The sequence below is a fragment of the Pseudomonas sp. GW821-FHT03E01 genome, from assembly GCF_059420765.1.
The window spans coordinates 368,117-390,575 of sequence record NZ_JBWKUI010000005.1 but is presented as its reverse complement, the minus strand read 5'-3'; the positions used below and the strand labels follow the sequence as shown (position 1 = coordinate 390,575).

Below are 22,459 nucleotides of genomic sequence, written 5' to 3'. Positions count from 1 at the left end.
GGTCTGTCGTAATTTCGGTCAATCAGTTTGACTCATTTTCCTCAGGCCTCGCTACCGGTGACCCCCATGGCTTTTTCCGAACGTGTCTCGCGCCTTAAAAGTTCTTTGATCCGTGAAATCCTCGCCGCCGCCCAGCGCCCGGAAGTGATGTCGTTCGCCGGCGGTTTGCCGGCCGAAGCCATGCTGCCGAAAGTCGAGTGGGCGCAGATGCCGCTGTCCATGGGCCAATATGGGATGAGCGAAGGCGAGCCGGCACTGCGTGAAGCGTTGGCGGCCGAAGCCCGGGCGTTGGGCGTGCCGTGTGAGGCGAGTCAGGTATTGGTGGTCAGCGGTTCGCAACAAACCCTCGATCTGGCGGCCAAGCTCCACATCGACAAAGGCACCGAAATCCTGCTTGAAGCGCCGACCTACCTGGCGGCGTTGCAGATTTTTCAGCTGTTTGGCGCCGATTGCATCACCGTCCCGCTGGAGGCTGATGGCCCGAACCTGGTGCAACTGCGCAGCCGTCTGGAACAACACAAGCCAGCGTTCATCTACCTGATCCCGACGTTTCAGAATCCGTCGGCGGTGCGCTACAGCGAAGCCAAGCGCGATGCGGTGGCGGCGTTACTCGACGAGTTCGGCGTGACCCTGATCGAAGACGAACCCTATCGCGAACTGACCTTCGATGGCGGCAGCGCCACACCGATCGTCAGCCGCTTGACCAAGGCCAGTTGGATCTACACCGGCACCGTGTCGAAAACCCTGCTGCCGGGCCTGCGGGTTGGTTATTTGATTGCCAGTCCGGACCTGTTCCCGCATTTGCTGCGGCTCAAGCAATCGGCCGATCTGCACACCAACCGCATCGGGCAATGGCAAGCGCTGCAATGGATCGGTACTGAAAAATACCAGCAGCACTTGGGCGAGTTGCGGGACTTCTACCGGGTTCGTCGGGATGCGTTCCAGTCGGCACTTGAAAGGCATTTTTCCGATCTGGCGGATTGGAACGTGCCGCAGGGTGGGCTGTTTTTCTGGCTGACGCTCAAGCTGCCGCTGGATACCCGCACGCTGCTCAAAGCGGCGCTGGCAGCAGATGTGGCGTTCATGCCGGGCGAACCGTTTTTCCCTGAGCCGGATAACAACCCCGGCCATCTGCGACTGAACTTCAGCCACATTGATCCGGCACGGCTGGACGAAGGGCTCAAGCGATTGGCAGCGGTGGTGCGTCAGGCCCAGGCGGCGCAAGCAGCCTGAGGCTGTTGGTGGGAGAGGGGGTAGAAACGAATAAACCGGCCAATTGGCCGGTTTATTTTTGTTCGGGTTTTGCGGTGTTTATACCGGCGCCACAGAAGCGTCAGACCGCAGCAAACCGCTTATCCAGATAATCAATGATCACCTTGGACTCATACATCCAGGTGGTCTGGCCATTCTCTTCGATGCGCAGGCACGGCACCTTGATCTTGCCGCCTTGCTCCAGCAGGGCCTGGCGATCCTGTTCGTTGTTCTTGGCATCGCGCAAGGCCACCGGAACGTTCAGGCGACGCAGGGTGCGACGGGTTTTCACGCAGAACGGGCAGGCGTGGAACTGATACAGCGTCAGGTCCTTGGCGGCCGCTTCGACCTGAGCCTGAGCGGCGGCGGGGCGCTGCTTCTTGCCAGGGCGGGTGATGAAATCGATGAAGATGATCAGTTGGCCGAGGCCGACACGAAGCGCTTTGACGAACACGGTATAAGTCTCTCAGGGCAAACAGAAGGCGCGCAGCTTACCTGATTTTTCGCAGGCGAAAAAAAACCGGCGATCAGTGCCGGTTTTCTTCTTGCTGCGCGTTACTTGATCAGGCTGAGAAACTCGCTGCGGGTGGCGGCGTTTTCGCGGAACTCACCGAGCATCACCGAGGTGATCATCGTCGAATTCTGTTTCTCCACACCGCGCATCATCATGCACATGTGCTTGGCCTCGATCACCACCGCCACGCCCAGGGCGCCGGTGACTTGCTGGACCGCATCGGCGATCTGGCGGCTGAGGTTTTCCTGGATCTGCAGGCGGCGGGCGTACATATCGACGATCCGCGCGACTTTCGACAGTCCCAGTACCTTGCCGCTCGGAATATAGGCAACGTGCGCCTTGCCGATGAACGGCAGCAGGTGATGCTCGCACAACGAGTAGAGCTCGATGTCCTTGACCAGCACCATCTCGCTGTTGTCGGAGCTGAACAAGGCACCGTTGGTGACCTCTTCCAGCGTCTGTTCATAACCGCGGCAGAGGTACTGCATGGCTTTGGCGGCACGTTTTGGCGTGTCGAGCAGGCCCTCGCGGGACACGTCCTCGCCCAATTGGCCGAGAATCGCGGTGTAATTCTGTTCCAGGGACATGAAACTACCTGTGGGATTTTACGCAAAGGGCAAGGGTACGGTGGCAAACACGGCGCTGCAAGCGTGAAGCGACAGCTTTACTCGTCGCGACCTTCCATCATGGTGCGTTTGAGCATCACGTAAACCGCTCCGGCGCCGCCGTGTTTCGGCTGGCACGAGGTGAAGCCGAGCACTTGTGGATGCTGACGTAGCCAAGTGTTGACGTGACTCTTGATCATCGGCCGCTTGCCGTCCAGACGCACGGCTTTGCCGTGGGTGACGCGCACGCAGCGGATTTCGAATTTAGTTGCTTCGGCCAGAAACGCCCAGAGGGTTTCACGGGCCTTTTCCACGTTCATGCCATGCAGGTCGAGGCTGCCTTCGAACGGAATCTGTCCGATCTTGAGCTTGCGCATCTGGCTTTCCTGAACACCGTCACGCGCCCACATCAGCTCGTCTTCCGGGCCGACATCAATCACAAACTGATCGGACAGCCCGTCAACGGTGGTCGCATCGGTGCGCACAGTGGCGGCCTGGCGCAGCTTGGCGATTTGCGCGCGGTCGGCCTTGGGTTTGCCGGTTTCGGCGCGATCGTGCTTGATCGGCTTGACGCCTTGGATCGCGCTTTTGAACAGGGAAAAATCGTCGTCTTGCATGTCAGCCTCCGCGAAGGGGGGGCAGTTTACCCAAGTCGGAGCGCTATCCATAACAATTGAGGCCCGTCAAAACGCCAGGCCTTTGATTCAGTCGTGTTTTTTCATCAGGTGCGGGGCTATGTTCAGCTCTCGCGACTGGCGCGAACGGCGACGGCAGCGGCGCCATAGCGACACGCCGAGGTACAGCACGAACACGCCCACCGCCAGAATGATCGACGAGCCCAGCGGGCTGGCATTCAACTCGCCCAACGCCGGTGGCCGCCCGAGCAGGCTGGCCGCGCCGGCCATCGCCAGCAATACACCGCACATCGCCAGCAGGGCAGCGAACGCTGCGCCGAAACGAAATCGCCAGTTGCGTTGGCCCTTGGGCCGCAAGCGGCGTGCATCAAAACCATCGGATAACTTCATTCCGACCTTCCTCAATGGGTATCGGCCCTTCGACCGGGAGTTGACCGGGATGTTCCTGAGGCTAGGGCAATTACGGCAAATGAGAGGCTTTTGCGGATGAGCGGCGGTTTGGGCCGCTCATCGACGGTCGATCAGATCAGATCGCGGGTCAGGGCGAGGGTGGCGAAGTTGTCCGCCATGATCGCCATTTCGGTCTGCTGAACGTGTTCGGCGCTGAGGATCCCGCCCTTGCAAGGCAAATCCCGCGTCGCGCAGGCGTCTTCCACCAGAGTGCAGCGAAAGCCCAGGTTCTTCGCCGCACGCACGGTGGTGCTGACGCTGGAGTGACTCATGAAACCGCAAACGATCAGGTCGAGCGAGCCCAGTTGTTGCAGGCGATCGTACAGTTCGGTGCCGTGAAACGCGCTTGGCAGCAATTTGCCGATGACGGTTTCGTCGCCCTGTGGCTCCAGGCCCGGGATGAACTCACCGCGTTCGCCCTGGGGATCGAACAGCCCACCGACGGTGCCGAGATGACGCACATGCACGATTGGCCGACCGGCTGCACGGGCAGCGGCCAGCAGGTGTTTGATGTTCGCGACGGCAGCATCCATGCCGCTCAGGGCCAGCGGACCACTGAGGTATTCTTTCTGGGCATCGATGATGACTAGGGTCGCATGACCCAGATTGGCCGCTGCGTAACCACGGCCGCTGAGTTGAAACATCGTTTTTGGAACGGACATTCTGGGGCTCCTTCGGGTGGGGCTTTTGCGGCATTGTCCTCTGGCTGAGCGCTTCTGTGAATCGCTTCCATCGCAGGCACCGCCGTTGCTGGCTCGCAGCCTTGTCAAGATACTCGTTCTGTTCAATAGCTCGCTGAAAAAATAGAAGAGTCCTACATCTGATCCGGTGTTTTTCCTGCGTCGTCGCGGCGCCTTTTGGCTGTTAGAATCGTCAGTCGTTTTTTCTGGAGTTTACCCCGTGATCACTTCCCGCCTTCGTACCCTGCGTGACCATATCCGTTGGGCCGTCAGCCGCTTCCATGGGGAGGATCTGTTTTTCGGCCATGGGACCGACAACGCCTGGGACGAAGCCCGTCAACTGGTATTGGGTGCGCTGCACTTGCCGTGGGAAATCGCCGACAGCTATCTGGACTGCCGTCTGGAGGACGATGAGCTGGTCAATCTGCAACGCCTGCTCAAGCGCCGCATCGAAGAACGCATTCCGACCGCTTACCTGCTGGGCGAAGCCTGGTTCTGCGGCTTGTCGTTCATTGTCGACGAACGCGTGCTGATCCCGCGTTCGCCGATTGGCGAGCTGATCGAAAAACGTTTCGAGCCGTGGCTGGGTGCCGAACCTGCGCGCATTCTCGACTTGTGCACCGGTTCCGGTTGCATCGGTATCGCCTGTGCCTATGAGTTCCAGAACGCCGAAGTGGTTTTGGCCGACCTGTCGTTCGAAGCACTGGAAGTGGCTAACCAGAACATCGAGCGCCACGGTGTCGACGAGCGTGTGTTCACCGTTCAGGGCGATGGTTTCGATGGTTTGCCAGGGCAACGTTTCGACCTGATCGTGTCGAACCCGCCTTACGTCGATGCGGAAGATTTCGCCGACATGCCGGACGAATATCAACACGAACCCGAGCTGGGCCTGGCCTGTGGCGACGACGGTTTGAACCTGGTGCGCCGCATGCTCGCCGAAGCGGCGGATCATCTGACCGAGAAAGGTTTATTGATCGTCGAGGTGGGTAACAGCCAGGTTCACGTCGAGGCGTTGTACCCGGAAGTCGATTTCGCCTGGCTGGAGTTCGAGCGCGGTGGGCATGGGGTGTTCATGCTGACCGCCGAGCAGTGCCGCGATCATCAGGCGCTGTTCGCTTCTCGCGTCTGACCTGAGAAAGCCTTCGCGGGCAAGCCTCGCTCCTACAGGTTTTGTGTGTGCCACATCAATTGGGTACGACACAACACCTGTAGGAGCGAGGCTTGCCCGCGAATGGCGCGCCGCGGATTACGCTATCAACGATGCGTGGCAATCCAGATCAACAACCCCGCCTGAAACACCGCAAACGCCACCAGACAGGTAATGGTAAAACGCAGTCCAGCGTCTTCACGCTTGTACTTGCTGACCTTTTCTTCGTGTTTCTTCAGTTTGACTTCCTGTTCCGCCAGGTTCTGCTCGGCTTGCTGGAGCATCTGCGCGGCTTCGAGGATTTCCACCTGTTGCAGCTTTTCGCTGTTCCAGTCGCCCAGCAAATCACCGATCTGCACCTCTTTGACGCTGCCCTTCAAATGCTGGGCATCGGCGTAGGCCACGTCAAAACCGTGCACCCGCAGAAAGTGGTCGCGGCGCAGGCGCGTGTCTTCGTTCAACGCGTCCTTGTTGTTCAGGTCGGTGCCGTCGACGGTGTAGGCGGGCCATCGTTTCTTCGCCCAAGTAATGCCTTGAGCCGCCATATAGCGCCCGATGCCACGGTTCATCGGCTCTATCTGCAAGCCGCTTTCCGGAGCGAAATGCACGCGTTTGGCGGTGTGATCGACCCACACATCCAGATGATTCTGTTCTTTGCGTACCCGTTGGCCTGGCAGCTTGATGGCCATGCGCAGCAGGCTGTGCTCCTTGCTGTTGCGTTCGGCGTAACCGAATTCGACAAAGCGCAGCGGTCGGCCGCCGGTGTTACGGTCGGTTTGCAACGGCGCCAGGCGGAGCATTTTGTGGTGCTCGACGTGGACGTCCGCCCACGGCAGCTCGACCGCTGGCGGTGTGTCTTTTTCAGCGGTGGAGTCGGGTGAAGTCTGGGTATCAGTCATAACGGCGAGATCCTGTCCAAGCCCTGTTGCCGCCAGTCATAGCGCTGGCGACAAAGGCTTATCGGCCGTTTTTTTCAGGACTGGAGCTTAACTGGGGCGAAGTCCGTCAATAAATCCGAGGATTCGTGCGCCGAGCTCCGCCGCCAGGGGCAATTGCGGATCTTTATAGGAGGCCAATTGCCGCTTCACGTCGTTGGGCACGATGCGCATGACGTGGTTCATGCCTTCGATCAGTGCCAGTTCGGCGTCCGGTTTGGCGGCTTTGAGCGCCCTGGCGTCACCCACGCCGACCTGGATGTCGTTGCTGCCCTGAATGATCAGTGCCGGCATCTTCAGTTTGGCGAAGGCGGCTGCCGGGTCCTGGCGGAACAGTGAAATCAGGTACGGCTGCACGCTGGGGCGGAAAATCACCTGCAACTGCGGCGGCACGTTGTCGTCAGTGTGGCCGGCCTTGAGGCTGTCGAGCAGTTCATTGCTGCGCAGCATCAAGGCCGGCGGCAAGCGATTGCTCAACTGCTGGCGCAGCACTTGATCGATCGGCCGCGCGCTGCCGGACAGGGAAATCACCGCCGCAGCGTCGACACTTGGCGCCGCCAGGCTGGCAATCAACGCACCTTCGCTGTGGCCCAGCAAAATCAGTTTGCCCAGGCGCGGGTCGGCCTTGAGCTTCTGCCCCCAGGCCACGGCATCGGCCACGTAGGCTTCCACCGACAGATTGCGTTCATCGGGCGTTGCCGCAAGGCTCGCCGCCACGCCGCGTTTGTCGTAACGCACACTGGCGATGTTGTGTTTGGCCAGCACCCAGGCCAGCCGTTTGAGGCTGTCGTTGCGCCCGCCGTCGGGGTTGTTTCCGTCACGATCCGTAGGGCCGGAGCCGGAAATGATCAGGACAACCGGTACCGGCGTGTCGGACTTGGGCAGCAACAGCGAGCCGAAAAGCTCGCCACTGCCGGTGTCCAGGGTGATGGGACGTTGCAGGACGGTGGCCTGGGCTACATTGGAAAGAAGACCGGTAAACAGGGTAAGGCTCAAGGCTAGAACTCGCAGCATCATCACGCCATCATCAACAAGGTGCCGGTTGGACTCGCAGGCACCCATAAGGTTCGAGGATGAACTACTTGGGTAGCCTGCGTATACTGGCGCGCATTACGTATTTTAGGTTCGATTTCACGGAGCGTCCTGCATGTCCGGCAATACCTACGGCAAGCTGTTCACTGTCACCACCGCGGGCGAAAGCCATGGTCCGGCGTTGGTCGCCATTGTCGATGGCTGCCCGCCGGGCCTGGAGATCTCCCTTGAGGACCTGCAGCGCGACCTGGACCGCCGCAAGCCCGGTACCAGCCGCCACACCACCCAGCGCCAGGAAGCCGACGAAGTCGAGATCCTTTCCGGCGTGTTCGAAGGCCGCACCACCGGTTGCGCCATCGGCCTGTTGATCCGCAACACCGACCAGAAGTCCAAGGACTACTCGGCGATCAAGGATCTGTTCCGTCCGGCCCACGCCGACTACACCTACCATCACAAATACGGTGAGCGCGATTACCGCGGCGGCGGTCGCAGTTCGGCCCGTGAAACCGCCATGCGCGTAGCCGCCGGCGCGATTGCCAAGAAATACCTGGCCACCCAGGGCATCGTCATTCGTGGCTACATGAGCCAACTCGGCCCGATCGAAATCCCGTTCAAGACCTGGGATTCGGTGGAAGATAACGCCTTCTTCAGCCCCGACCCGGACAAAGTGCCGGAGCTGGAAGCCTATATGGACCAGTTGCGTCGCGACCAGGATTCGGTCGGCGCGAAGATCACCGTGGTCGCCGAAGGCGTGATGCCGGGCCTCGGCGAGCCGATCTTCGACCGCCTCGACGCCGAACTGGCCCATGCGCTGATGAGCATCAACGCGGTCAAGGGCGTGGAAATCGGTGCCGGTTTTGCCAGCATCGCCCAGCGTGGCACTGAACACCGAGATGAAATGACCCCGGAAGGTTTCCTCAGCAACAACGCCGGCGGCATTCTCGGTGGCATTTCGTCGGGTCAGCCGATCGTTGCGCACCTGGCGCTCAAGCCTACATCGAGCATCACCACGCCGGGCCGTTCCATCGATATCCATGGCAACCCGGTGGAGGTCGTCACCAAGGGCCGTCACGACCCGTGCGTCGGCATCCGCGCCACGCCAATCGCCGAAGCGATGATGGCCATCGTGCTGATGGACCACTTGCTGCGTCACCGCGGGCAGAACGCCGATGTGCGCGTGAGCACTCCGGTGTTGGGGCAGCTTTAATGGCTGATCTGAAGGCCGCTGCAGTCTGATGACGGGGGCGGCGCTCCCGTACTGGCGGCTTTCCAGCTTCTACCTGTTCTATTTCGCCTTGCTCGGTTCGACAGCGCCGTTTCTGGCGCTGTACTTCGATCATCTGGGCTTCAGCGCCGCGCGCATTGGCGAACTGGTGGCGATCCCGATGCTGATGCGCTGCGTGGCGCCGAATATCTGGGGCTGGCTCGGTGACTACACCGGGCGACGCCTGGCGATCGTGCGTTTCGGCGCCGCCTGCACCTTGCTGACCTTCTCGCTGATTTTCGTCAGCAAAAGCTACGCCTGGCTGGCGATGGTCATGGCCTTGCACGCGTTTTTCTGGCATGCGGTGTTGCCGCAGTTCGAGGTCATCACCCTGGCTCATTTGCGGGGACAGACCTCGCGTTACAGTCAGATTCGCCTGTGGGGCTCCATCGGTTTCATCATCACTGTCGTGGCGCTGGGCCGATTGTTCGAATGGCTCAGCCTCGACATTTACCCGGTGGCACTGGTGCTGATCATGGCCGGGATCGTCGTCAGCAGTCTCTGGGTGCCCAACGCGCAACCGGTCCAGGGTGAACGGTTGACGGGGGAGGGATTCCTCCAGCAATTGCGCAACCCCGGAGTATTGGCGTTTTACGCGTGCGTGGCGCTGATGCAGATGAGTCACGGGCCGTATTACACCTTTCTGACCTTGCACCTTGAGCGACTCGGTTACAGTCGCGGGCTGATCGGCATGCTCTGGGCGGTCGGCGTGGTCGCCGAAGTCTTGATGTTTCTGTTCATGAGCAAGATTCTCGCGCGCTTCTCGGTACGCCGGGTGCTGCTGGCGAGTTTCCTGCTGGCGGCTTTGCGTTGGTTGTTGCTCGGCTCGTTTGCCGAGTTCCTTTGGGTGCTGTTGTTCGCCCAGGTGCTGCACGCCGCCACCTTCGGCAGCTTTCACGCCGCTGCCATCCAGTTCGTGCAACGTAGCTTCGGCGCGCGCCAGCAAGGGCAGGGCCAGGCGTTGTATGCCGCGCTGGCCGGCACCGGCGGTGCACTGGGCGCGTTGTACTCCGGCTACAGCTGGAATGCCCTCGGCGCCACATTGACCTTTAGTATTGCCAGCCTCGCAGCCTTTGCCGCTGCCGTTATCATTGCCACACGTATGCAAGAGGACAGGCCATGAGCCTTACCCGTGAACACCTCGCCCAGGAAATCATCGACGCCGGGCGCTTTCTGTATGGCCGCGGCTGGTCGCCGGCCACCAGCAGCAATTACTCGACCCGCCTGTCGCCGACCGAAGCCTTGCTGACCGTGTCCGGCAAGCACAAGGGCCAACTGGGCCCAGACGATGTGCTGGCCACCGACTTGTCAGGCAACAGCCTGGAGCCAGGCAAGAAGCCGTCCGCCGAAACCCTGTTGCACACCCAGCTCTATAGCTGGCGTCCGGAGATCGGCGCGGTGCTGCACACCCATTCGGTGAACGCCACGGTGCTGTCGCGCCTGACGCCGGAAGATTTCATCGAGTTCGAAGACTACGAACTGCAAAAGGCCTTCAGCGGCGTGTCGACCCACGAGTCCCGGGTGCGCGTGCCGATTTTCGACAACGACCAGGACATTGCGCGGCTGGCCACCAAGGTGCAGCCTTGGCTCGACGCCCACCCTGATTGCGTCGGCTACCTGATTCGCGGTCATGGCCTCTACACGTGGGGCGCGCGCATGAGCGACGCACTGCGGCAGATCGAGGCTTTTGAATTTTTGTTCGAGTGCGAGTTGAAGACGCGCTCGCTCTTTAACCGTAATGCATGAACTGTTAAGGAGTTGCCCTGATGAGCAGCCTGTCCGTTTACCACGTCTCAAGCCCTGACATTCCGAACAAGGTGCTGACCCACTTTGAAGACATCGCCTCGACCCTGGCCGAGCAGGGCGTGCGTTTCGACCGTTGGCAAGCCGCAGCGAAAATCCAGCCCGGCGCCAGTCAGGAAGAAGTGATCGCCGCGTACCAGGAGCAAATCGACAAGCTGATGACCGAGCGCGGTTACATCACCGTCGACGTGGTCAGCTTGAAAAGCGATCACCCGCAAAAAGCCGAGTTGCGTGCCAAGTTTCTCGATGAACACCGTCATGGCGAAGACGAAGTGCGATTTTTCGTCGCCGGCCGTGGCTTGTTCACCCTGCACATCGACGATTACGTGTACGCCGTGCTCTGCGAGAAGAACGACCTGATCTCGGTGCCAGCCGGCACAAAGCACTGGTTCGACATGGGTGAAAACCCGCATTTCGTCGCAATCCGCCTGTTCAACAACCCCGAAGGCTGGGTGGCCAACTTCACCGGCGATGACATCGCCAGCCACTTCCCGTGTCTTGAGGACTGAACCGATGCCGATCAAAGCGATTCTCACCGACATCGAAGGCACCACCAGCGCGGTGAGTTTTGTGTTCGACGTGTTGTTTCCGTACGCGGCCAAACACCTGCCGGACTTCGTTCGCGAAAATGCCGAACGTGCTGACGTCGCCGAACAGCTCGAGGCTGTGCGGCGTGACGGCGGTGAACCACAAGCCGACGTCGAGCGGGTTATCGAAATCCTCTTGGGCTGGATCGCCGAAGACCGCAAGGCCACGCCGCTCAAGGCGTTGCAAGGCATGGTCTGGGAGCAGGGGTATCTGGCCGGGCAGTTGAAAGGCCACGTTTACCCGGACGCCGTTGAAGCGCTGAAACGCTGGCATCAGGAAGGCTATCAACTGTTTGTGTATTCCTCGGGATCGATTCAGGCGCAAAAACTGATTTTCGGTTGTTCGGAGGCGGGGGATCTGTCGCCACTGTTCAGTGGCTATTTCGACACCACTTCAGGGCCCAAGCGCGAAGCGCAGTCCTACCAGCGCATCACCCAGGGGATTGGTGTCGAGGCTTCGCAGATTCTGTTTCTGTCCGACATCGTTCAGGAACTGGACGCGGCGCGCACGGCCGGCATGGCCACCTGTGGCCTGGCACGTGAAGGCGGGGAGTTGGCAGGGCATGTGACGGTGGACAGTTTTGCGCGGATCAGTCCGTCTGTCTTTTAAACATCAGCCGTAGAAACAACTCAGGCCGTGAAGCGAAAGCTCTCACGGCCTGATCGTTTATAGCGCTGTTACGGTTTATGCCGAGTGATAGGTCGGCAGTGCGAACCGTTGCTGGCTTTGCAGCATGGAAATCTGCGGCAGTTCGCTGGCCTGTTCGGCGACGTCACGGCGAATCGCGCTGATGACCCATGACAGCTGATCGCCGGCATGCAATTGCTGGTAGGAAATCGAACGTTTGAAGACTTTACCGTCGTGGCTGCGCAGGGTCAGCAGAATGCCGCCATCCGGCCGGGGCTGGGTGGTCACTTCGAAGTTGGAGAACAGCGACGAAAATTTTTCCTGGATCAGGCTCATGTCTATCAGCTCCATTTTGTGCTTGAAGGGCAACATGGAGGGGTAGTTGCAGTGATTGTGCCAGCACCTATATTTTTAAAATTTCATATAAATCAGTAAGTTACATTTTTATGATTTTTTGGCTTTCGTGCAATTTGCATGAATGGCCATCGTGCATCCTGCATTTTGCGAGATCGTCGACAACTGGATGGAACCAATCGCAACGGCGGAGTTCCGCTTTGCGAAGGCATCGGTCGCGGATACAAAACATTGCAAAAACCGCGTGTACAGCTCAAGAAGCCCTGACGTATTTTCGGCCTCAATCAACGCCACCCGACAATAAAAAGATCGAACGGGAGCAACCATGAGCCGCACGCTGCACGACACGATTACCTGGGGCATGATGCTCCGCAAGCTGCCTTCCATTGCCAAAGCCATCCCCCGCGTGGTGAAGGGCATGAAAGTCGCCAACGTCAAGGACCCGACCCAACCGTGTGGTCTCGGCTGGAGCTTCGAGCAGGCGACGTTGCGCAATCCCGATGGCCCGGCATTGCTGCAGGGCGACGTGATGCTCACTTATGCACAGGCCAATCAGTGGGCCAATCGCATCGCCCATCACCTGATTGCCCAAGGCATCGGCAAGGGCGATGTGGTCGCGGTGTTTATCGAGAACCGTGTGGAACTGCTGGTGACGATATTGGCGGTGGCCAAGGTCGGTGCGATCAGCGCCTTGCTGAATACCTCCCAGACCCGCGATACCCTGGTTCATAGCCTGAATCTGGTGGCGCCTGTAGGGATTGTGGTCGGAGAAGAGCTGGTTCCGGCCTTCAATGCGGTCCGCGAGCGGGTGGCCATCGATGTGGCGCGCACCTGGTTTGTCGCCGATCAAGATACTTATCGCGATCCGGGCAAAACGCCCGATGGCTTCATTAACCTGATGGCGGCCAGCTGCGACGCGCCCAGTGACAATCCCGTCAGCAGCCGGCAGGTTTTTTTCGATGACCCTTGTTTCTATATCTACACCTCGGGCACTACCGGGTTGCCCAAGGCCGGGGTGTTCAAACACGGCCGCTGGATGCGCAGCTCCGCCAGCTTCGGGCTGATCGCCCTGGACATGCAGCCGCAGGACGTCGTCTATTGCACCTTGCCGCTGTACCACGCCACCGGGCTCTGCGTGTGCTGGGGCTCGGCGATCAGCGGGTCGTCGGGGTTTGCCATCCGCCGCAAGTTCAGCGCCAGCCAGTTCTGGAGCGACGTGCGCAAATACCGGGCGACCACCCTCGGGTACGTTGGCGAATTGTGTCGCTACCTGGTGGATCAACCGCGCAGCGTCGACGACAGTCGGCACAGCGTGAGGAAGATGATCGGCAATGGTCTGCGCCCCGGCGCGTGGAACGAGTTCAAGACGCGATTTGCCGTCGACCACATCTGCGAGCTGTACGCCGCCAGCGACGGCAATATTGGTTTCACCAACATCCTCAACTTCGACAACACCATTGGCTTTTCCCTGATGTCCTGGGAGCTGGTGGCGTACGACCACGACAGCGGTGCCCCCACGCGGGATGCCAAGGGGTTCATGCGCAAAGTGGCCAAGGGCGAGCAGGGGCTGTTGTTGGCGAGGATCGACGACAAGGCACCTCTGGACGGCTACACCGATCCGCAGAAGACCGCAAAAGTGGTGCTCCACGATGTGTTCGTGAAGGGCGACCGCTACTTCAATACCGGTGACCTGCTGCGCAACATCGGTTTCGGTCACGCGCAGTTTGTCGATCGCCTGGGCGACACCTACCGCTGGAAGGGCGAAAACGTCTCCACCACCGAGGTCGAGAACATCCTGTTGCAACACCCGCACATCGCCGAAGCCGTGGCCTATGGCGTGGAAATCCACAACACCAACGGGCGGGCGGGGATGGCGGCCATTACACCGGCCGAATCCCTGGCGACCCTGGATTTCAGTGAGTTGCTGGCGTTCGCCAGGCAACAAATGCCGGCCTATGCGGTGCCACTGTTCCTGCGGGTGAAAGTGAAAATGGAAACCACCGGGACCTTCAAGTACCAGAAGACCCGGCTCAAGGACGAAGCCTTCGACCCGAGCAAAACCGGCGATGACCCGATTTATGCCTGGCTGCCGGGCACCGAAACCTACGTGCGAGTCACCGAGCAGGTGCTGGCGGATATTTACGGAGGCAGGCATCGCTATTGAAAGGGTCGCTATTGAATATCGCTATGACCGTCCATGAGAAAAAACAAGTGACAGGTTCCGGGCTGCTCGGGAAACTATCGGCTTTCCGATTGACCGAATGTGGAGTCCCCAATGTCAGACAAAAGCCGCCAGATGACCCCCGAAGAGGCTGCTGAATTTGCCGAACAGGTGTTCAACAAAGCGCGCGAGGGCGATGCGGCCATGATGGCTGCGCTGCTGACCAAGGGCCTGCCGCCGAACCTGCGCAACCACAAGGGCGACACTTTACTGATGCTCGCCGCGTACCACGGCCATGTCGACACCGTAAAAGTTTTGCTCGAACACAAGGCCGATCCCGAGATTCGCAACGACAACGGCCAGAGCCCGATTGCCGGCGCGGCATTCAAGGGTGATCTGGCAGTGGTCAAGGCGTTGGTCGAGGGTGGCGCTGAAGTGGAAGGTTCGTCCTTCGACGGACGCACTGCGCTGATGATGGCGGCGATGTTCAACCGCGTCGAAATCATCGACTACCTGATCAGCAAAGGCGCCGATCCGAAAGCCAAGGACGCCAATGGCGTGTCTGCGCTGGACGCGGCCAAGACCATGGGCGCGGCGGATACCACGGCTCAGCTGCAAAAACTCCTGGCCTGATTCGGGCTTTTGTGGCGAGGGAGCTTGCTCCCGCTGGGCTGCGAAGCAGCCCCAAAATCAGCGATCGCGGTCATTCAGATAGACCACATTCACCGGATTTACGACTGCTTCGCAGCCGAACGGGGGCAAGCCCCCTCGCCACAGGTTCCTGCCAGGTCCCGCAATCCGTTTCCGAATGCGGTATCCTTCGCGCCCTCAAAATTCCCTCGCTACAGGATCCACCTCATGAAAGCCGCACTCGTCGAACTCATCAGCAAAATCAGCTCCGGGTGCATGGGCGAGGACGAAATCCTGAAAATCGCTGACGAAGCGGCTCAGGCCTACGCCGATCCCGAGGCTTTTCTGGCGGCCAATCCAGATATCAACTACGACGACACCTTTCCGATCCCGTTGGGCGAGTGGGTTGTCGTCGGCAGTCTGCCGGAAACCGTGCTGTTCCAGGCCGACACCTACATGGACCTGTTCGCGCAGATCGTCGCCTCGTTCGGCCCCGGCGTTGAGTTCAACATCAAGCCCAAGCAACTGGCCAAAACCGAAGCCCTCACGGCACTCAATCGCATTCAGGTGCAGATGAGCAGCCTGAACAAGGAAAACGGTGGCTACACCTTGATGAATTTCAGCCAGTTGCTCGACGACGAACTGCAAGTGGTGCTGGTCTTTGGCAACGACGTGCCACGGGTGCTGGAGTTGTGCGCCGAAGTCGGCATCGCCGCCGCGCCCTCCCTGGAAGCCCTGAAAGTGGCCATCCACGTCTGAAACCGTCTACAACGGTAATAAAACGGAACCCTCGCCAGGCCCGACTATCCTAAGAGTGCCTACCATTTTTTTGGAGCGACACCATGGGTTCCACGTTCAACACCCTGATCGGCCTGATTATTTTTGCCCTGGATATCTGGGCCATCATCAACGTGCTTAAAAGTGGCGCCGAAACCGGGATGAAAGTCCTTTGGGTGCTGTTGATCCTGCTGCTGCCGGTGCTGGGCCTGATCATCTGGGCCATCGCCGGGCCAAGAGGCGATGTGCGGATCTGACGATCTTCATGGTAGGAGCGAGGCTTGCCCGCGAAAGGATCGCTGCGGTGTACCTGATAGACCGAGTCATCGTTCTTCGCGGGCAAGCCTCGCTCCTACCGGTGTGTGCATCAGAAGGTTCGACCTGTCATGTTCCGCGACGTAGAATGCGCGCCTTTCCCGGTCAATCGAGGCGATCGATTGGCCATCATGGGCGGGTAACCGTCCGTTGCCACCCGCATTCATCGGAGCACTTCCCATGAGCAATACCCCAACCAGCGAGTACCTGGAAACCCTCTACGAAGGCTATGGCCAGCGTTTTCGCATGGAAAAACTGCTGCACGAAGTGCGCACCGAACACCAGCACCTGGTGATTTTCGAAAACCCGCGCATGGGCCGGGTGATGGCGCTGGATGGCGTAATCCAGACCACCGAAGCCGACGAATTCATCTACCACGAAATGCTCACCCACGTGCCGATCCTCGCCCATGGCACCGCCAAGCGCGTGCTGATCATCGGTGGTGGCGACGGCGGCATGCTGCGTGAAGTGGCCAAGCACCGCAGCGTCGAGCACATCACCATGGTCGAAATCGACGGCACCGTGGTCGACATGTGCAAGGAATTCCTGCCGAACCACTCCAAGGGGGCGTTCGATGATCCACGCCTGAACCTGGTGATCGACGACGGCATGCGTTTCGTCGCCACCACCACCGAAAAGTTCGACGTGATCATTTCCGACTCCACCGACCCGATCGGTCCGGGCGAAGTGCTGTTCTCCGAAAACTTCTACCAGGCTTGCCACCGCTGCCTGAACGAAGGCGGCATTCTGGTGACCCAGAACGGCACCCCGTTCATGCAAATCGAAGAAGTCAAAACCACCGCCGGTCGCCTGCGCAGCCTGTTCCCGGACTGGCACTTCTATCAGGCAGCCGTGCCGACCTACATCGGCGGCGCAATGACCTTCGCCTGGGGCGCGACCGATACCGCTTATCGCAAATTGTCCCGCGAAACCCTGCAACAGCGCTTCGCCGGCAGCGGCATCATCACCCGCTATTACAACCCGGAAATCCACATTGGTGCCTTCGCGTTGCCGCAGTACGTGCTGCAAGCAGTGAACAAACCTAGCAACGACTGATGCTTCGTCGATAAGAAAGGCCGTCGCCGGTGTGTGAAACACGCGGGTGACGGCCTTTTTTCATGTCTTGCTTTTAGGATCCCTTGGAACGATCGGCCAATGCACGAGTCGAGATAGATGTAAGCCCATCCATGGGTTTTACCGAGGAGGCACCGATGCAAAAGTGGAAAATCACTTTCGTGGATGATCACGGTGAATCAGTCGACGAACTCTTCGAGTGCGAGGAGTGCCCGAGCAAGGAGCAAGCCGCCAAACTCGTTCGCGCCCGACGCCTGCCGGTCGCTGCCGAACTGGACCTCAATGATCTGGAGGGTCGTACCGCTGATCCGACCGTCAAAAGTCTGAAATCCCAAAACAGCATTGAAATCCTCAGTATTACTCCGATTTGATACACCTCCTGTCACATTCACCACCAGGCCTTGGCAGCGGCTCTGTCTTGAGGCTACTCTGCAACCGAGATCAGCGAGTGACTCGCTAAGGTCTGGTCTTGTCAGCTACATGCTTGTTTCCCGGCGGCAACCTCTGTTGCCGCATCGAAAGTGCAGGGAATACGGAAAGTCTATCCATCAGTCTGAGGGGGACGTTTCATGAGCACAGCCTATCAAGAAGACATCAGCAGCAGCGTGCTGCGCCGCATGAAAGAAGGCGGTTTCGATTTTTCACGATTCCATCCCATCGAGTTCTACGCCATTTTCCCGGACGAGGAGCGGGCACGCAGGGCGGCAGGTCATTTTTGTGGTGAATCCTTGAATGCCCAGATCAGCGCGCGTGACGACGGCGCGTGGTCGCTGGAACTGAGCAAAGTGATGTACGCCACCTACGACGGGATCGGCGACTTCGAGCAGGACTTCGAGGCGGTGGTCGAGCCTCTGGGTGGCATCATCGAGGGATGGGGCGTCAAACAGGAGATACGAGGGCTACTCGCATAAGCTTATGAACAGTGACACTTAGTAACGGCTGACCTTTGGGTTGGCCGTTTTTGTTTCGATCTTTTTATTTCGCCACATTTCAAACGGACAAAAAAAAGCCACCTGAACAGGCGGCTAAAGGGAAGAGCGATCAGTTTTCCAGCGAATGTACGGATTATCCGCATCTCCCTCCCGAGCAGTGAAATCAACTCTGACTATGCTGCTGATAGGCGACAGCATTGCTTCGCCATGAAGCGGGGGCGATCAGGGTGGGGCATTTACCGCACAGGATTGGTGCGGTGCGCGCAGCGACATTATCCAACTGATTGATATCAAAGCGTTTCTGCCTATGGCACGGGCCTTGCGAAGGCCTGGATGTCCGTGTGACAAGGAGTACGGCATGATCCGCACCTTTTTTGATGAAATGTACGATGCCGGCGGCCAGGTCCGTCCGCATTATCGGGAGTTTGCCCGTTGGCTGGCCGAAACGCCTGACGAGCTTTTGGCACAACGGCGACGCGAGGCCGATCTGTTATTTCATCGTGCCGGGATTACCTTCACGCTCTATGGTGATGAGCAGGGGACAGAGCGCCTGATTCCCTTCGACACCATTCCCCGCAGCATCCCCGCCAGTGAATGGCGGGTCGTCGAACGCGGCTGCATTCAGCGGGTCAAGGCATTGAACATGTTCCTTGCCGACCTCTATCACGAGCAGCGCATCATCAAGGCCGGCATCATCCCGGCCGAACAAGTGCTGGCCAACGAGCAATACCAGTTGGCGATGCAAGGGCTGGATCTGCACCGCGATATCTATTCGCACATTTCCGGTGTCGACCTGGTGCGCGATGGCGACGGCACCTACTACGTGCTCGAAGACAACCTGCGTACCCCCAGCGGCGTGAGCTACATGCTCGAAGACCGCAAGATGATGATGCGCCTGTTCCCCGAGTTGTTCGCGGCCCAGCGCATCGCACCGATCGACCACTACCCGAACCTGCTGCTCGACACTCTGAAAAGCTCCAGCCCGATCGACAACCCGAGCGTGGTGGTGCTGACGCCGGGGCGTTTCAACAGTGCGTTTTTCGAGCATGCGTTCCTCGCTCGGGAAATGGGCGTTGAACTGGTGGAAGGCGCCGACCTGTTCGTGCGCGACGACAAGGTGTTCATGCGCACCACGGACGGGCCGAAAGCGGTCGACGTGATCTACCGTCGCCTCGACGATGCGTTCCTCGATCCGCTGGCGTTCAACCCCGATTCGATGCTTGGCGTTCCAGGGCTGCTGTCGTCCTACCGCTCCGGCAATGTGGTGCTGGCGAATGCCATCGGCACCGGGGTCGCGGACGACAAGTCGGTGTATCCCTTCGTCACGGACATGATTCGTTTCTACCTCGATGAAGAGCCGATCCTGAAGAACGTGCCGACGTGGCAGTGTCGTAATCCTTCTGAACTGTCCCACGTGCTGGCCAACCTTCCGGAGCTGGTGGTCAAGGAAACCCAAGGCTCCGGCGGTTACGGAATGCTGGTGGGGCCGGCGGCGACGGCAGCGGAGATCGAGTCTTTCCGCGAGCGGATCAAAGCCAAGCCCCACGCGTACATCGCGCAACCGACGTTGTCGTTGTCGACCTGTCCGACCTTTGTCGAAAACGGCATCGCACCGCGCCACATCGACCTGCGTCCGTTTGTATTGTCTGGCCGCGAAACCCGGGTTGTGCCCGGCGGTTTGACCCGTGTCGCCTTGCGTGAAGGCTCCCTGGTGGTGAACTCGTCCCAGGGCGGCGGAACCAAGGACACCTGGGTGGTCGAGGATTGAAGGAAGCTTGCCATGTTAAGTAGAACTGCCTCGGATCTGTACTGGATGTCGCGTTACCTGGAGCGGGCGGAAAACCTCGCGCGGATGCTCGACATCAGTTATTCGCTGTCGCTGATGCCCCAGGACGGTCGTGGCGACGGCTTGCACGAACTGGCCATGCCGTTGCTGATCACTGGCACCCTGGACGATTACCTGGCGCGCCACGGCGATCTGCATGCCGAACGGCTGCTGCATTTTTTCGCCCTGGACGCGGCCAACCCGGCGAGCATCTACAGCTGCCTCGGTGCCGCGCGAGCCAGCGCCCATGCGGTGCGTGGGCGAATCACCGCCGACATGTGGGAAAACATCAACGCCACCTGGCTGGAAATTCGCGGGATCGCCGAGCAGGGCTTGAGTCGCTACGGCATGAGCCGTTTCTGTGAGTGGATCAAGGAACGTTCCCACCTGTTCCGCGGCGCTTGCTACGGCACGATCATGCGTAACGACGCGTTCCGCTTCATTCGTCTGGGCACCTTCATCGAAAGGGCCGACAACACCTTGCGCCTGCTAGATGCCCGTTACGAAATGGCCGGCGATCAAGCCGAAGCAGTCAGTGACGGTACGGCCCACGCCTATTACCAATGGAGCGCCTTGTTGCGGGCCTTGTCATCGTTCGAGGCCTACACCGAAATCTACCGCGACGCCCCCGGCGCCCGGCATGTGGCCGAGCTGTTATTGCTGCGCGCCGATGTGCCGCGATCCCTGCGAGCCTGCACCGAAGAGGTCGATCAGATTCTCGCTCAACTACCGGGGGCCAACGGCCGTCCCGCACAACGCCTGGCGGCGGAAATGGACGCGCGCCTGCGCTACACCGGTATCAACGAAATCCTCGACGAAGGCCTGCACACCTGGCTGACCGAGTTCATCCCGCTGGTGCGCCAGTTGGGCAATGCCATACACAGTTCCTATCTGGAGGCTGCATGAGACTTTCCATTAGCCACGAGACCGCCTATCACTACGAAGATCAGGTGCGGGCGAGCATCCAGTACCTGCGACTGACACCCCACGACAGCGAGCGCCAGCACGTGCTGAGCTGGCAACTTGACCTGCCGCGCCCGGTGCGCGCGCAACTCGATCCGTTCGGCAACATCCTGCATGTGTTGACCCTGGACGAGCCGCATGAGGCGATCATCATCGGCGCCCGTGGCCAGGTCGATATCGACGAGCTGCGCGAAGCCGAGCACGAGAGTCAGTCGGCGCTGCCGTTCCTGCGTTTCACCCGGCTGACCGAAGCCGACGAAGCCCTGCGCGCGTTTGCCGGGAAGGCGTGCAAGCAACGGCGGGATCGCACGGCGCTGATCGATTTGATGCATGGCCTGAACCAGCACATGACCTACACGCCAGGTGCCACCGAAGTGGAGACCAGCGCCGCGCAAGCTTTCGCCGGGCGTTCCGGGGTCTGCCAGGACCATACCCATGCGTTTCTCGCCTGCGCCCGCAGCCTGGGCATCCCCTCGCGTTATGTGTCGGGGTATTTGTACAGCGAGAACAGTGAACACCTGGCCAGTCACGCCTGGGCGGAAGCCTGGCTGAATGACGCCTGGTATAGCTTCGATGTGACCAACGAACTGGCCCGGCCTGAACGTCACTTGAAACTGGCCGTGGGCCTGGACTACCTCGACGCCTGTCCGGTGCGCGGTATGCGCCGTGGCGGCGGGTATGAGCAGATGCATGCCAAGGTGTTGGTCGCGCCGACGCCTGCGCCGGTGATCTCCGTCCAACAGCAGTAGCAGTCATTCATTGTGGCGAGGGAGCTTGCTCCCGCTCGGCTGCGCAGCAGTCGCAAACCCGGCGAATGCGGTTTGCCTGACGGATCGCGTCGCCTGATTTGAGGGCCGCTTCGCGCCCCAGCGGGAGCGAGCTCCCTCGCCACAGGTGGATGTTTACTTGGCCGAAGACACCTTGCGTCCCGCCATGTGTTTCAAATACCCCACCAACAACTCCAGATCCCCCTCCGGCAACACCGTCGGTGAGAACCCGGGCATCTTCGCCTGCGGCCACTGGCGCAAGCTCTGCGGGTCACGGATGTAACGCTTGAGGAAGTCTGCGCCGAAATACTCGGTCGGGTTGAACGGAATATTCAGGTCCGGCCCGAACTGCGCGTCCCCCGCGCCATTGAGTCGATGACAGGCCAGGCAGTTCTTCTGAAACAGCGCAAAGCCCTTGTTCACCGGATGGTCCGCCTTCAGCGCAGGATCGGGTAACAGGGCAGGGAAGCGCTCAGCCACCGGGGCCATGCGCTTGATGCTCGCCACTTCGAACGGCCATTGCTCGGGACTGATATTGCCCGCCTGTGGATCGGTCCAGACCAGATAGAACGGCCCGGCACTGGGCTTGCCCTCGGACAGCGGCGGCCACGGCTTGGCCGGGTCTTCAATCGCCAGCCAGGCCCGCGCGCCCTGGGTATTGAGCAACGGCGCGGCGGCCAGTTCGGCGGCAAAACCGTCCAGGGCCACGGCTTGCAAGTGGTCGTCAGGCTTGATGCCCGTCAACAACGCCGCCAACGGCACGGCGCGATAGCTCATGTCCCGTTTGTAGGAAACGTCGTTAGTGATCGTGATGGTCTGAGCCTGAGGATGCTTGAGCAATTCCTCGGTCTGCCACGTGCGAGGGCTCGCGCCCAGCTCAAGATTCAGCTGCGCGGCAGACAGAGGCGTGCTGAGCAGCAAGGCCCCAAACAGAATGAGCGCTTTCAAGTGATCGTCGTCCATGTCGTGGAAGTGCCGCAAAGGTTGGCACAGCCACGCCGGCCCGGATAGCGAGCCAGTCACATTTTTATCAGGCGAAATGAAAACCCCCGCTGCTCGATCAGCCAAGCACCTTGGTCAGGTTCGGCAAAATCAACAACAGCGTAGTAGCAAATAGAATGAGCCCGGCT

The 22,459-nt window shown here is 59.9% G+C and carries 26 protein-coding genes; 17 read left to right on the top strand and 9 right to left on the bottom strand.

What is annotated here, in order from left to right; translation table 11 throughout:
* Positions 1-66 precede the first annotated feature (66 nt).
* Positions 67-1,233 (top strand): aminotransferase-like domain-containing protein, encoded by a 1,167-nt coding sequence (locus AC07VO_RS11340; RefSeq protein ID WP_018925193.1) that lies wholly within the window; start codon positions 67-69, stop codon positions 1,231-1,233.
* A gap of 100 nt (positions 1,234-1,333) precedes the next feature.
* On the opposite strand, the gene AC07VO_RS11335 is transcribed toward AC07VO_RS11340, so the two are convergent.
* The 5 genes from AC07VO_RS11335 to AC07VO_RS11315 form a co-directional block, all read right to left on the bottom strand.
* Complete coding sequence (locus AC07VO_RS11335; RefSeq protein ID WP_018925194.1) at positions 1,334-1,705, bottom strand: glutathione S-transferase N-terminal domain-containing protein; 372 nt, start codon at positions 1,703-1,705, stop codon at positions 1,334-1,336.
* A 101-nt stretch (positions 1,706-1,806) separates the two neighbouring features.
* The gene (gene folE / locus AC07VO_RS11330; protein WP_007988130.1) at positions 1,807-2,352 is read right to left on the bottom strand and encodes a GTP cyclohydrolase I FolE; all 546 of its coding nucleotides are present in this window, start codon (positions 2,350-2,352) and stop codon (positions 1,807-1,809) included.
* A gap of 77 nt (positions 2,353-2,429) precedes the next feature.
* The gene (locus tag AC07VO_RS11325; RefSeq protein WP_008005647.1) at positions 2,430-2,987 is read right to left on the bottom strand and encodes a Smr/MutS family protein; all 558 of its coding nucleotides are present in this window, start codon (positions 2,985-2,987) and stop codon (positions 2,430-2,432) included.
* A gap of 87 nt (positions 2,988-3,074) precedes the next feature.
* A complete protein-coding gene (locus AC07VO_RS11320) occupies positions 3,075-3,395 on the bottom strand; it encodes a hypothetical protein (protein ID WP_018925195.1) in 321 nt (106 codons plus the stop codon).
* Between the two features lie 131 nt (positions 3,396-3,526).
* Positions 3,527-4,117: a cysteine hydrolase family protein gene (locus tag AC07VO_RS11315; RefSeq protein ID WP_007940817.1), complete on the bottom strand. Its 591-nt coding sequence runs from the start codon at positions 4,115-4,117 to the stop codon at positions 3,527-3,529.
* Between the two features lie 238 nt (positions 4,118-4,355).
* Between AC07VO_RS11315 and prmB the strand changes: the two genes are divergently transcribed.
* Complete coding sequence (gene prmB, locus AC07VO_RS11310; RefSeq protein ID WP_028941057.1) at positions 4,356-5,264, top strand: 50S ribosomal protein L3 N(5)-glutamine methyltransferase; 909 nt, start codon at positions 4,356-4,358, stop codon at positions 5,262-5,264.
* Positions 5,265-5,389: 125 nt separating this feature from the next.
* Here prmB and AC07VO_RS11305 read toward each other — a convergent pair whose 3' ends face one another.
* Together AC07VO_RS11305 and AC07VO_RS11300 are read right to left on the bottom strand one after the other, a co-directional pair.
* Complete coding sequence (locus AC07VO_RS11305; protein ID WP_064619253.1) at positions 5,390-6,181, bottom strand: hypothetical protein; 792 nt, start codon at positions 6,179-6,181, stop codon at positions 5,390-5,392.
* Positions 6,182-6,268: 87 nt separating this feature from the next.
* A complete protein-coding gene (locus tag AC07VO_RS11300) occupies positions 6,269-7,279 on the bottom strand; it encodes an alpha/beta hydrolase (protein ID WP_086945804.1) in 1,011 nt (336 codons plus the stop codon).
* Positions 7,280-7,364: 85 nt separating this feature from the next.
* On the opposite strand from AC07VO_RS11300, the gene aroC reads away from it, so the two are divergent.
* From aroC to mtnC, 5 genes are read left to right on the top strand one after another with little or no spacing between them, the layout of a single operon-like run.
* On the top strand, positions 7,365-8,456 hold the full coding sequence (gene aroC, locus AC07VO_RS11295; RefSeq protein WP_018925200.1) for a chorismate synthase: 1,092 nt from the start codon (positions 7,365-7,367) through the stop codon (positions 8,454-8,456).
* A 28-nt stretch (positions 8,457-8,484) separates the two neighbouring features.
* Entirely contained in the window at positions 8,485-9,636 is a 1,152-nt protein-coding gene (locus AC07VO_RS11290) for an MFS transporter (RefSeq protein ID WP_086945803.1), read from the top strand.
* Positions 9,633-10,259, top strand: a complete 627-nt coding sequence (locus tag AC07VO_RS11285; RefSeq protein ID WP_018925202.1) for a methylthioribulose 1-phosphate dehydratase — start codon at positions 9,633-9,635, stop codon at positions 10,257-10,259. The genes AC07VO_RS11290 and AC07VO_RS11285 overlap by 4 nt, the downstream gene beginning before the upstream one ends.
* A gap of 20 nt (positions 10,260-10,279) precedes the next feature.
* The gene (locus AC07VO_RS11280; protein ID WP_086945802.1) at positions 10,280-10,825 is read left to right on the top strand and encodes a 1,2-dihydroxy-3-keto-5-methylthiopentene dioxygenase; all 546 of its coding nucleotides are present in this window, start codon (positions 10,280-10,282) and stop codon (positions 10,823-10,825) included.
* 4 nt (positions 10,826-10,829) lie between these two features.
* Positions 10,830-11,513 carry an acireductone synthase gene (gene mtnC / locus AC07VO_RS11275; protein ID WP_086945801.1) on the top strand — a complete coding sequence of 228 codons (684 nt, stop codon included), beginning with the start codon at positions 10,830-10,832 and terminating at the stop codon, positions 11,511-11,513.
* A gap of 75 nt (positions 11,514-11,588) precedes the next feature.
* Here mtnC and AC07VO_RS11270 read toward each other — a convergent pair whose 3' ends face one another.
* The gene (locus tag AC07VO_RS11270; protein ID WP_018925205.1) at positions 11,589-11,867 is read right to left on the bottom strand and encodes a DUF3509 domain-containing protein; all 279 of its coding nucleotides are present in this window, start codon (positions 11,865-11,867) and stop codon (positions 11,589-11,591) included.
* A gap of 343 nt (positions 11,868-12,210) precedes the next feature.
* On the opposite strand from AC07VO_RS11270, the gene AC07VO_RS11265 reads away from it, so the two are divergent.
* The 10 genes from AC07VO_RS11265 to AC07VO_RS11220 all read left to right on the top strand — a co-directional run bounded on the left by AC07VO_RS11265 (position 12,211) and on the right by AC07VO_RS11220 (position 21,311).
* The gene (locus AC07VO_RS11265) at positions 12,211-14,049 is read left to right on the top strand and encodes a long-chain-acyl-CoA synthetase (RefSeq protein WP_086945800.1); all 1,839 of its coding nucleotides are present in this window, start codon (positions 12,211-12,213) and stop codon (positions 14,047-14,049) included.
* Positions 14,050-14,160: 111 nt separating this feature from the next.
* A complete protein-coding gene (locus AC07VO_RS11260) occupies positions 14,161-14,679 on the top strand; it encodes an ankyrin repeat domain-containing protein (RefSeq protein WP_019648228.1) in 519 nt (172 codons plus the stop codon).
* Between the two features lie 225 nt (positions 14,680-14,904).
* The gene (locus AC07VO_RS11255; RefSeq protein ID WP_064619242.1) at positions 14,905-15,435 is read left to right on the top strand and encodes a hypothetical protein; all 531 of its coding nucleotides are present in this window, start codon (positions 14,905-14,907) and stop codon (positions 15,433-15,435) included.
* An 83-nt stretch (positions 15,436-15,518) separates the two neighbouring features.
* Positions 15,519-15,710 (top strand): PLDc N-terminal domain-containing protein, encoded by a 192-nt coding sequence (locus AC07VO_RS11250; protein ID WP_007940802.1) that lies wholly within the window; start codon positions 15,519-15,521, stop codon positions 15,708-15,710.
* Positions 15,711-15,948: 238 nt separating this feature from the next.
* Complete coding sequence (speE, locus tag AC07VO_RS11245) at positions 15,949-16,824, top strand: polyamine aminopropyltransferase (protein WP_018925208.1); 876 nt, start codon at positions 15,949-15,951, stop codon at positions 16,822-16,824.
* A 155-nt stretch (positions 16,825-16,979) separates the two neighbouring features.
* Positions 16,980-17,213, top strand: coding sequence for a hypothetical protein (locus AC07VO_RS11240; protein ID WP_064619239.1), 234 nt, complete (start codon positions 16,980-16,982; stop codon positions 17,211-17,213).
* A 198-nt stretch (positions 17,214-17,411) separates the two neighbouring features.
* Complete coding sequence (locus AC07VO_RS11235) at positions 17,412-17,753, top strand: ribonuclease E inhibitor RraB (RefSeq protein ID WP_018925210.1); 342 nt, start codon at positions 17,412-17,414, stop codon at positions 17,751-17,753.
* Between the two features lie 379 nt (positions 17,754-18,132).
* On the top strand, positions 18,133-19,542 hold the full coding sequence (locus AC07VO_RS11230) for a circularly permuted type 2 ATP-grasp protein (protein WP_018925211.1): 1,410 nt from the start codon (positions 18,133-18,135) through the stop codon (positions 19,540-19,542).
* Positions 19,543-19,554: 12 nt separating this feature from the next.
* The gene (locus AC07VO_RS11225; protein WP_026286340.1) at positions 19,555-20,505 is read left to right on the top strand and encodes an alpha-E domain-containing protein; all 951 of its coding nucleotides are present in this window, start codon (positions 19,555-19,557) and stop codon (positions 20,503-20,505) included.
* Positions 20,502-21,311, top strand: a complete 810-nt coding sequence (locus tag AC07VO_RS11220) for a transglutaminase family protein (protein ID WP_064619236.1) — start codon at positions 20,502-20,504, stop codon at positions 21,309-21,311. Before AC07VO_RS11225 ends, AC07VO_RS11220 begins: the two co-directional genes overlap by 4 nt.
* A 153-nt stretch (positions 21,312-21,464) precedes the next feature.
* Here AC07VO_RS11220 and AC07VO_RS11215 read toward each other — a convergent pair whose 3' ends face one another.
* Entirely contained in the window at positions 21,465-22,292 is an 828-nt protein-coding gene (locus AC07VO_RS11215) for a c-type cytochrome (RefSeq protein ID WP_086945799.1), read from the bottom strand.
* Between the last annotated feature and the right edge of the window lie 167 nt (positions 22,293-22,459).

What these genes read in the sequence shown, in the direction of transcription:
- AC07VO_RS11235 (WP_018925210.1), top strand. Translation starts at nt 17,412, where the DNA reads ATGAGCACAGCCTATCAAGAAGACATCAGCAGCAGCGTGCTGCGCCGC.
- AC07VO_RS11315 (WP_007940817.1), bottom strand. Translation starts at nt 4,117, where the DNA reads ATGTCCGTTCCAAAAACGATGTTTCAACTCAGCGGCCGTGGTTACGCA.
- AC07VO_RS11270 (WP_018925205.1), bottom strand. Translation starts at nt 11,867, where the DNA reads ATGAGCCTGATCCAGGAAAAATTTTCGTCGCTGTTCTCCAACTTCGAA.
- AC07VO_RS11230 (WP_018925211.1), top strand. Translation starts at nt 18,133, where the DNA reads ATGATCCGCACCTTTTTTGATGAAATGTACGATGCCGGCGGCCAGGTC.
- AC07VO_RS11250 (WP_007940802.1), top strand. Translation starts at nt 15,519, where the DNA reads ATGGGTTCCACGTTCAACACCCTGATCGGCCTGATTATTTTTGCCCTG.
- AC07VO_RS11290 (WP_086945803.1), top strand. Translation starts at nt 8,485, where the DNA reads ATGACGGGGGCGGCGCTCCCGTACTGGCGGCTTTCCAGCTTCTACCTG.
- AC07VO_RS11305 (WP_064619253.1), bottom strand. Translation starts at nt 6,181, where the DNA reads ATGACTGATACCCAGACTTCACCCGACTCCACCGCTGAAAAAGACACA.
- AC07VO_RS11320 (WP_018925195.1), bottom strand. Translation starts at nt 3,395, where the DNA reads ATGAAGTTATCCGATGGTTTTGATGCACGCCGCTTGCGGCCCAAGGGC.
- AC07VO_RS11240 (WP_064619239.1), top strand. Translation starts at nt 16,980, where the DNA reads ATGCAAAAGTGGAAAATCACTTTCGTGGATGATCACGGTGAATCAGTC.
- AC07VO_RS11325 (WP_008005647.1), bottom strand. Translation starts at nt 2,987, where the DNA reads ATGCAAGACGACGATTTTTCCCTGTTCAAAAGCGCGATCCAAGGCGTC.
- AC07VO_RS11265 (WP_086945800.1), top strand. Translation starts at nt 12,211, where the DNA reads ATGAGCCGCACGCTGCACGACACGATTACCTGGGGCATGATGCTCCGC.
- AC07VO_RS11220 (WP_064619236.1), top strand. Translation starts at nt 20,502, where the DNA reads ATGAGACTTTCCATTAGCCACGAGACCGCCTATCACTACGAAGATCAG.
- AC07VO_RS11255 (WP_064619242.1), top strand. Translation starts at nt 14,905, where the DNA reads ATGAAAGCCGCACTCGTCGAACTCATCAGCAAAATCAGCTCCGGGTGC.
- speE (WP_018925208.1), top strand. Translation starts at nt 15,949, where the DNA reads ATGAGCAATACCCCAACCAGCGAGTACCTGGAAACCCTCTACGAAGGC.
- AC07VO_RS11260 (WP_019648228.1), top strand. Translation starts at nt 14,161, where the DNA reads ATGTCAGACAAAAGCCGCCAGATGACCCCCGAAGAGGCTGCTGAATTT.
- aroC (WP_018925200.1), top strand. Translation starts at nt 7,365, where the DNA reads ATGTCCGGCAATACCTACGGCAAGCTGTTCACTGTCACCACCGCGGGC.
- folE (WP_007988130.1), bottom strand. Translation starts at nt 2,352, where the DNA reads ATGTCCCTGGAACAGAATTACACCGCGATTCTCGGCCAATTGGGCGAG.
- AC07VO_RS11300 (WP_086945804.1), bottom strand. Translation starts at nt 7,279, where the DNA reads ATGGGTGCCTGCGAGTCCAACCGGCACCTTGTTGATGATGGCGTGATG.
- AC07VO_RS11225 (WP_026286340.1), top strand. Translation starts at nt 19,555, where the DNA reads ATGTTAAGTAGAACTGCCTCGGATCTGTACTGGATGTCGCGTTACCTG.
- AC07VO_RS11280 (WP_086945802.1), top strand. Translation starts at nt 10,280, where the DNA reads ATGAGCAGCCTGTCCGTTTACCACGTCTCAAGCCCTGACATTCCGAAC.
- AC07VO_RS11285 (WP_018925202.1), top strand. Translation starts at nt 9,633, where the DNA reads ATGAGCCTTACCCGTGAACACCTCGCCCAGGAAATCATCGACGCCGGG.
- AC07VO_RS11340 (WP_018925193.1), top strand. Translation starts at nt 67, where the DNA reads ATGGCTTTTTCCGAACGTGTCTCGCGCCTTAAAAGTTCTTTGATCCGT.
- AC07VO_RS11215 (WP_086945799.1), bottom strand. Translation starts at nt 22,292, where the DNA reads ATGGACGACGATCACTTGAAAGCGCTCATTCTGTTTGGGGCCTTGCTG.
- mtnC (WP_086945801.1), top strand. Translation starts at nt 10,830, where the DNA reads ATGCCGATCAAAGCGATTCTCACCGACATCGAAGGCACCACCAGCGCG.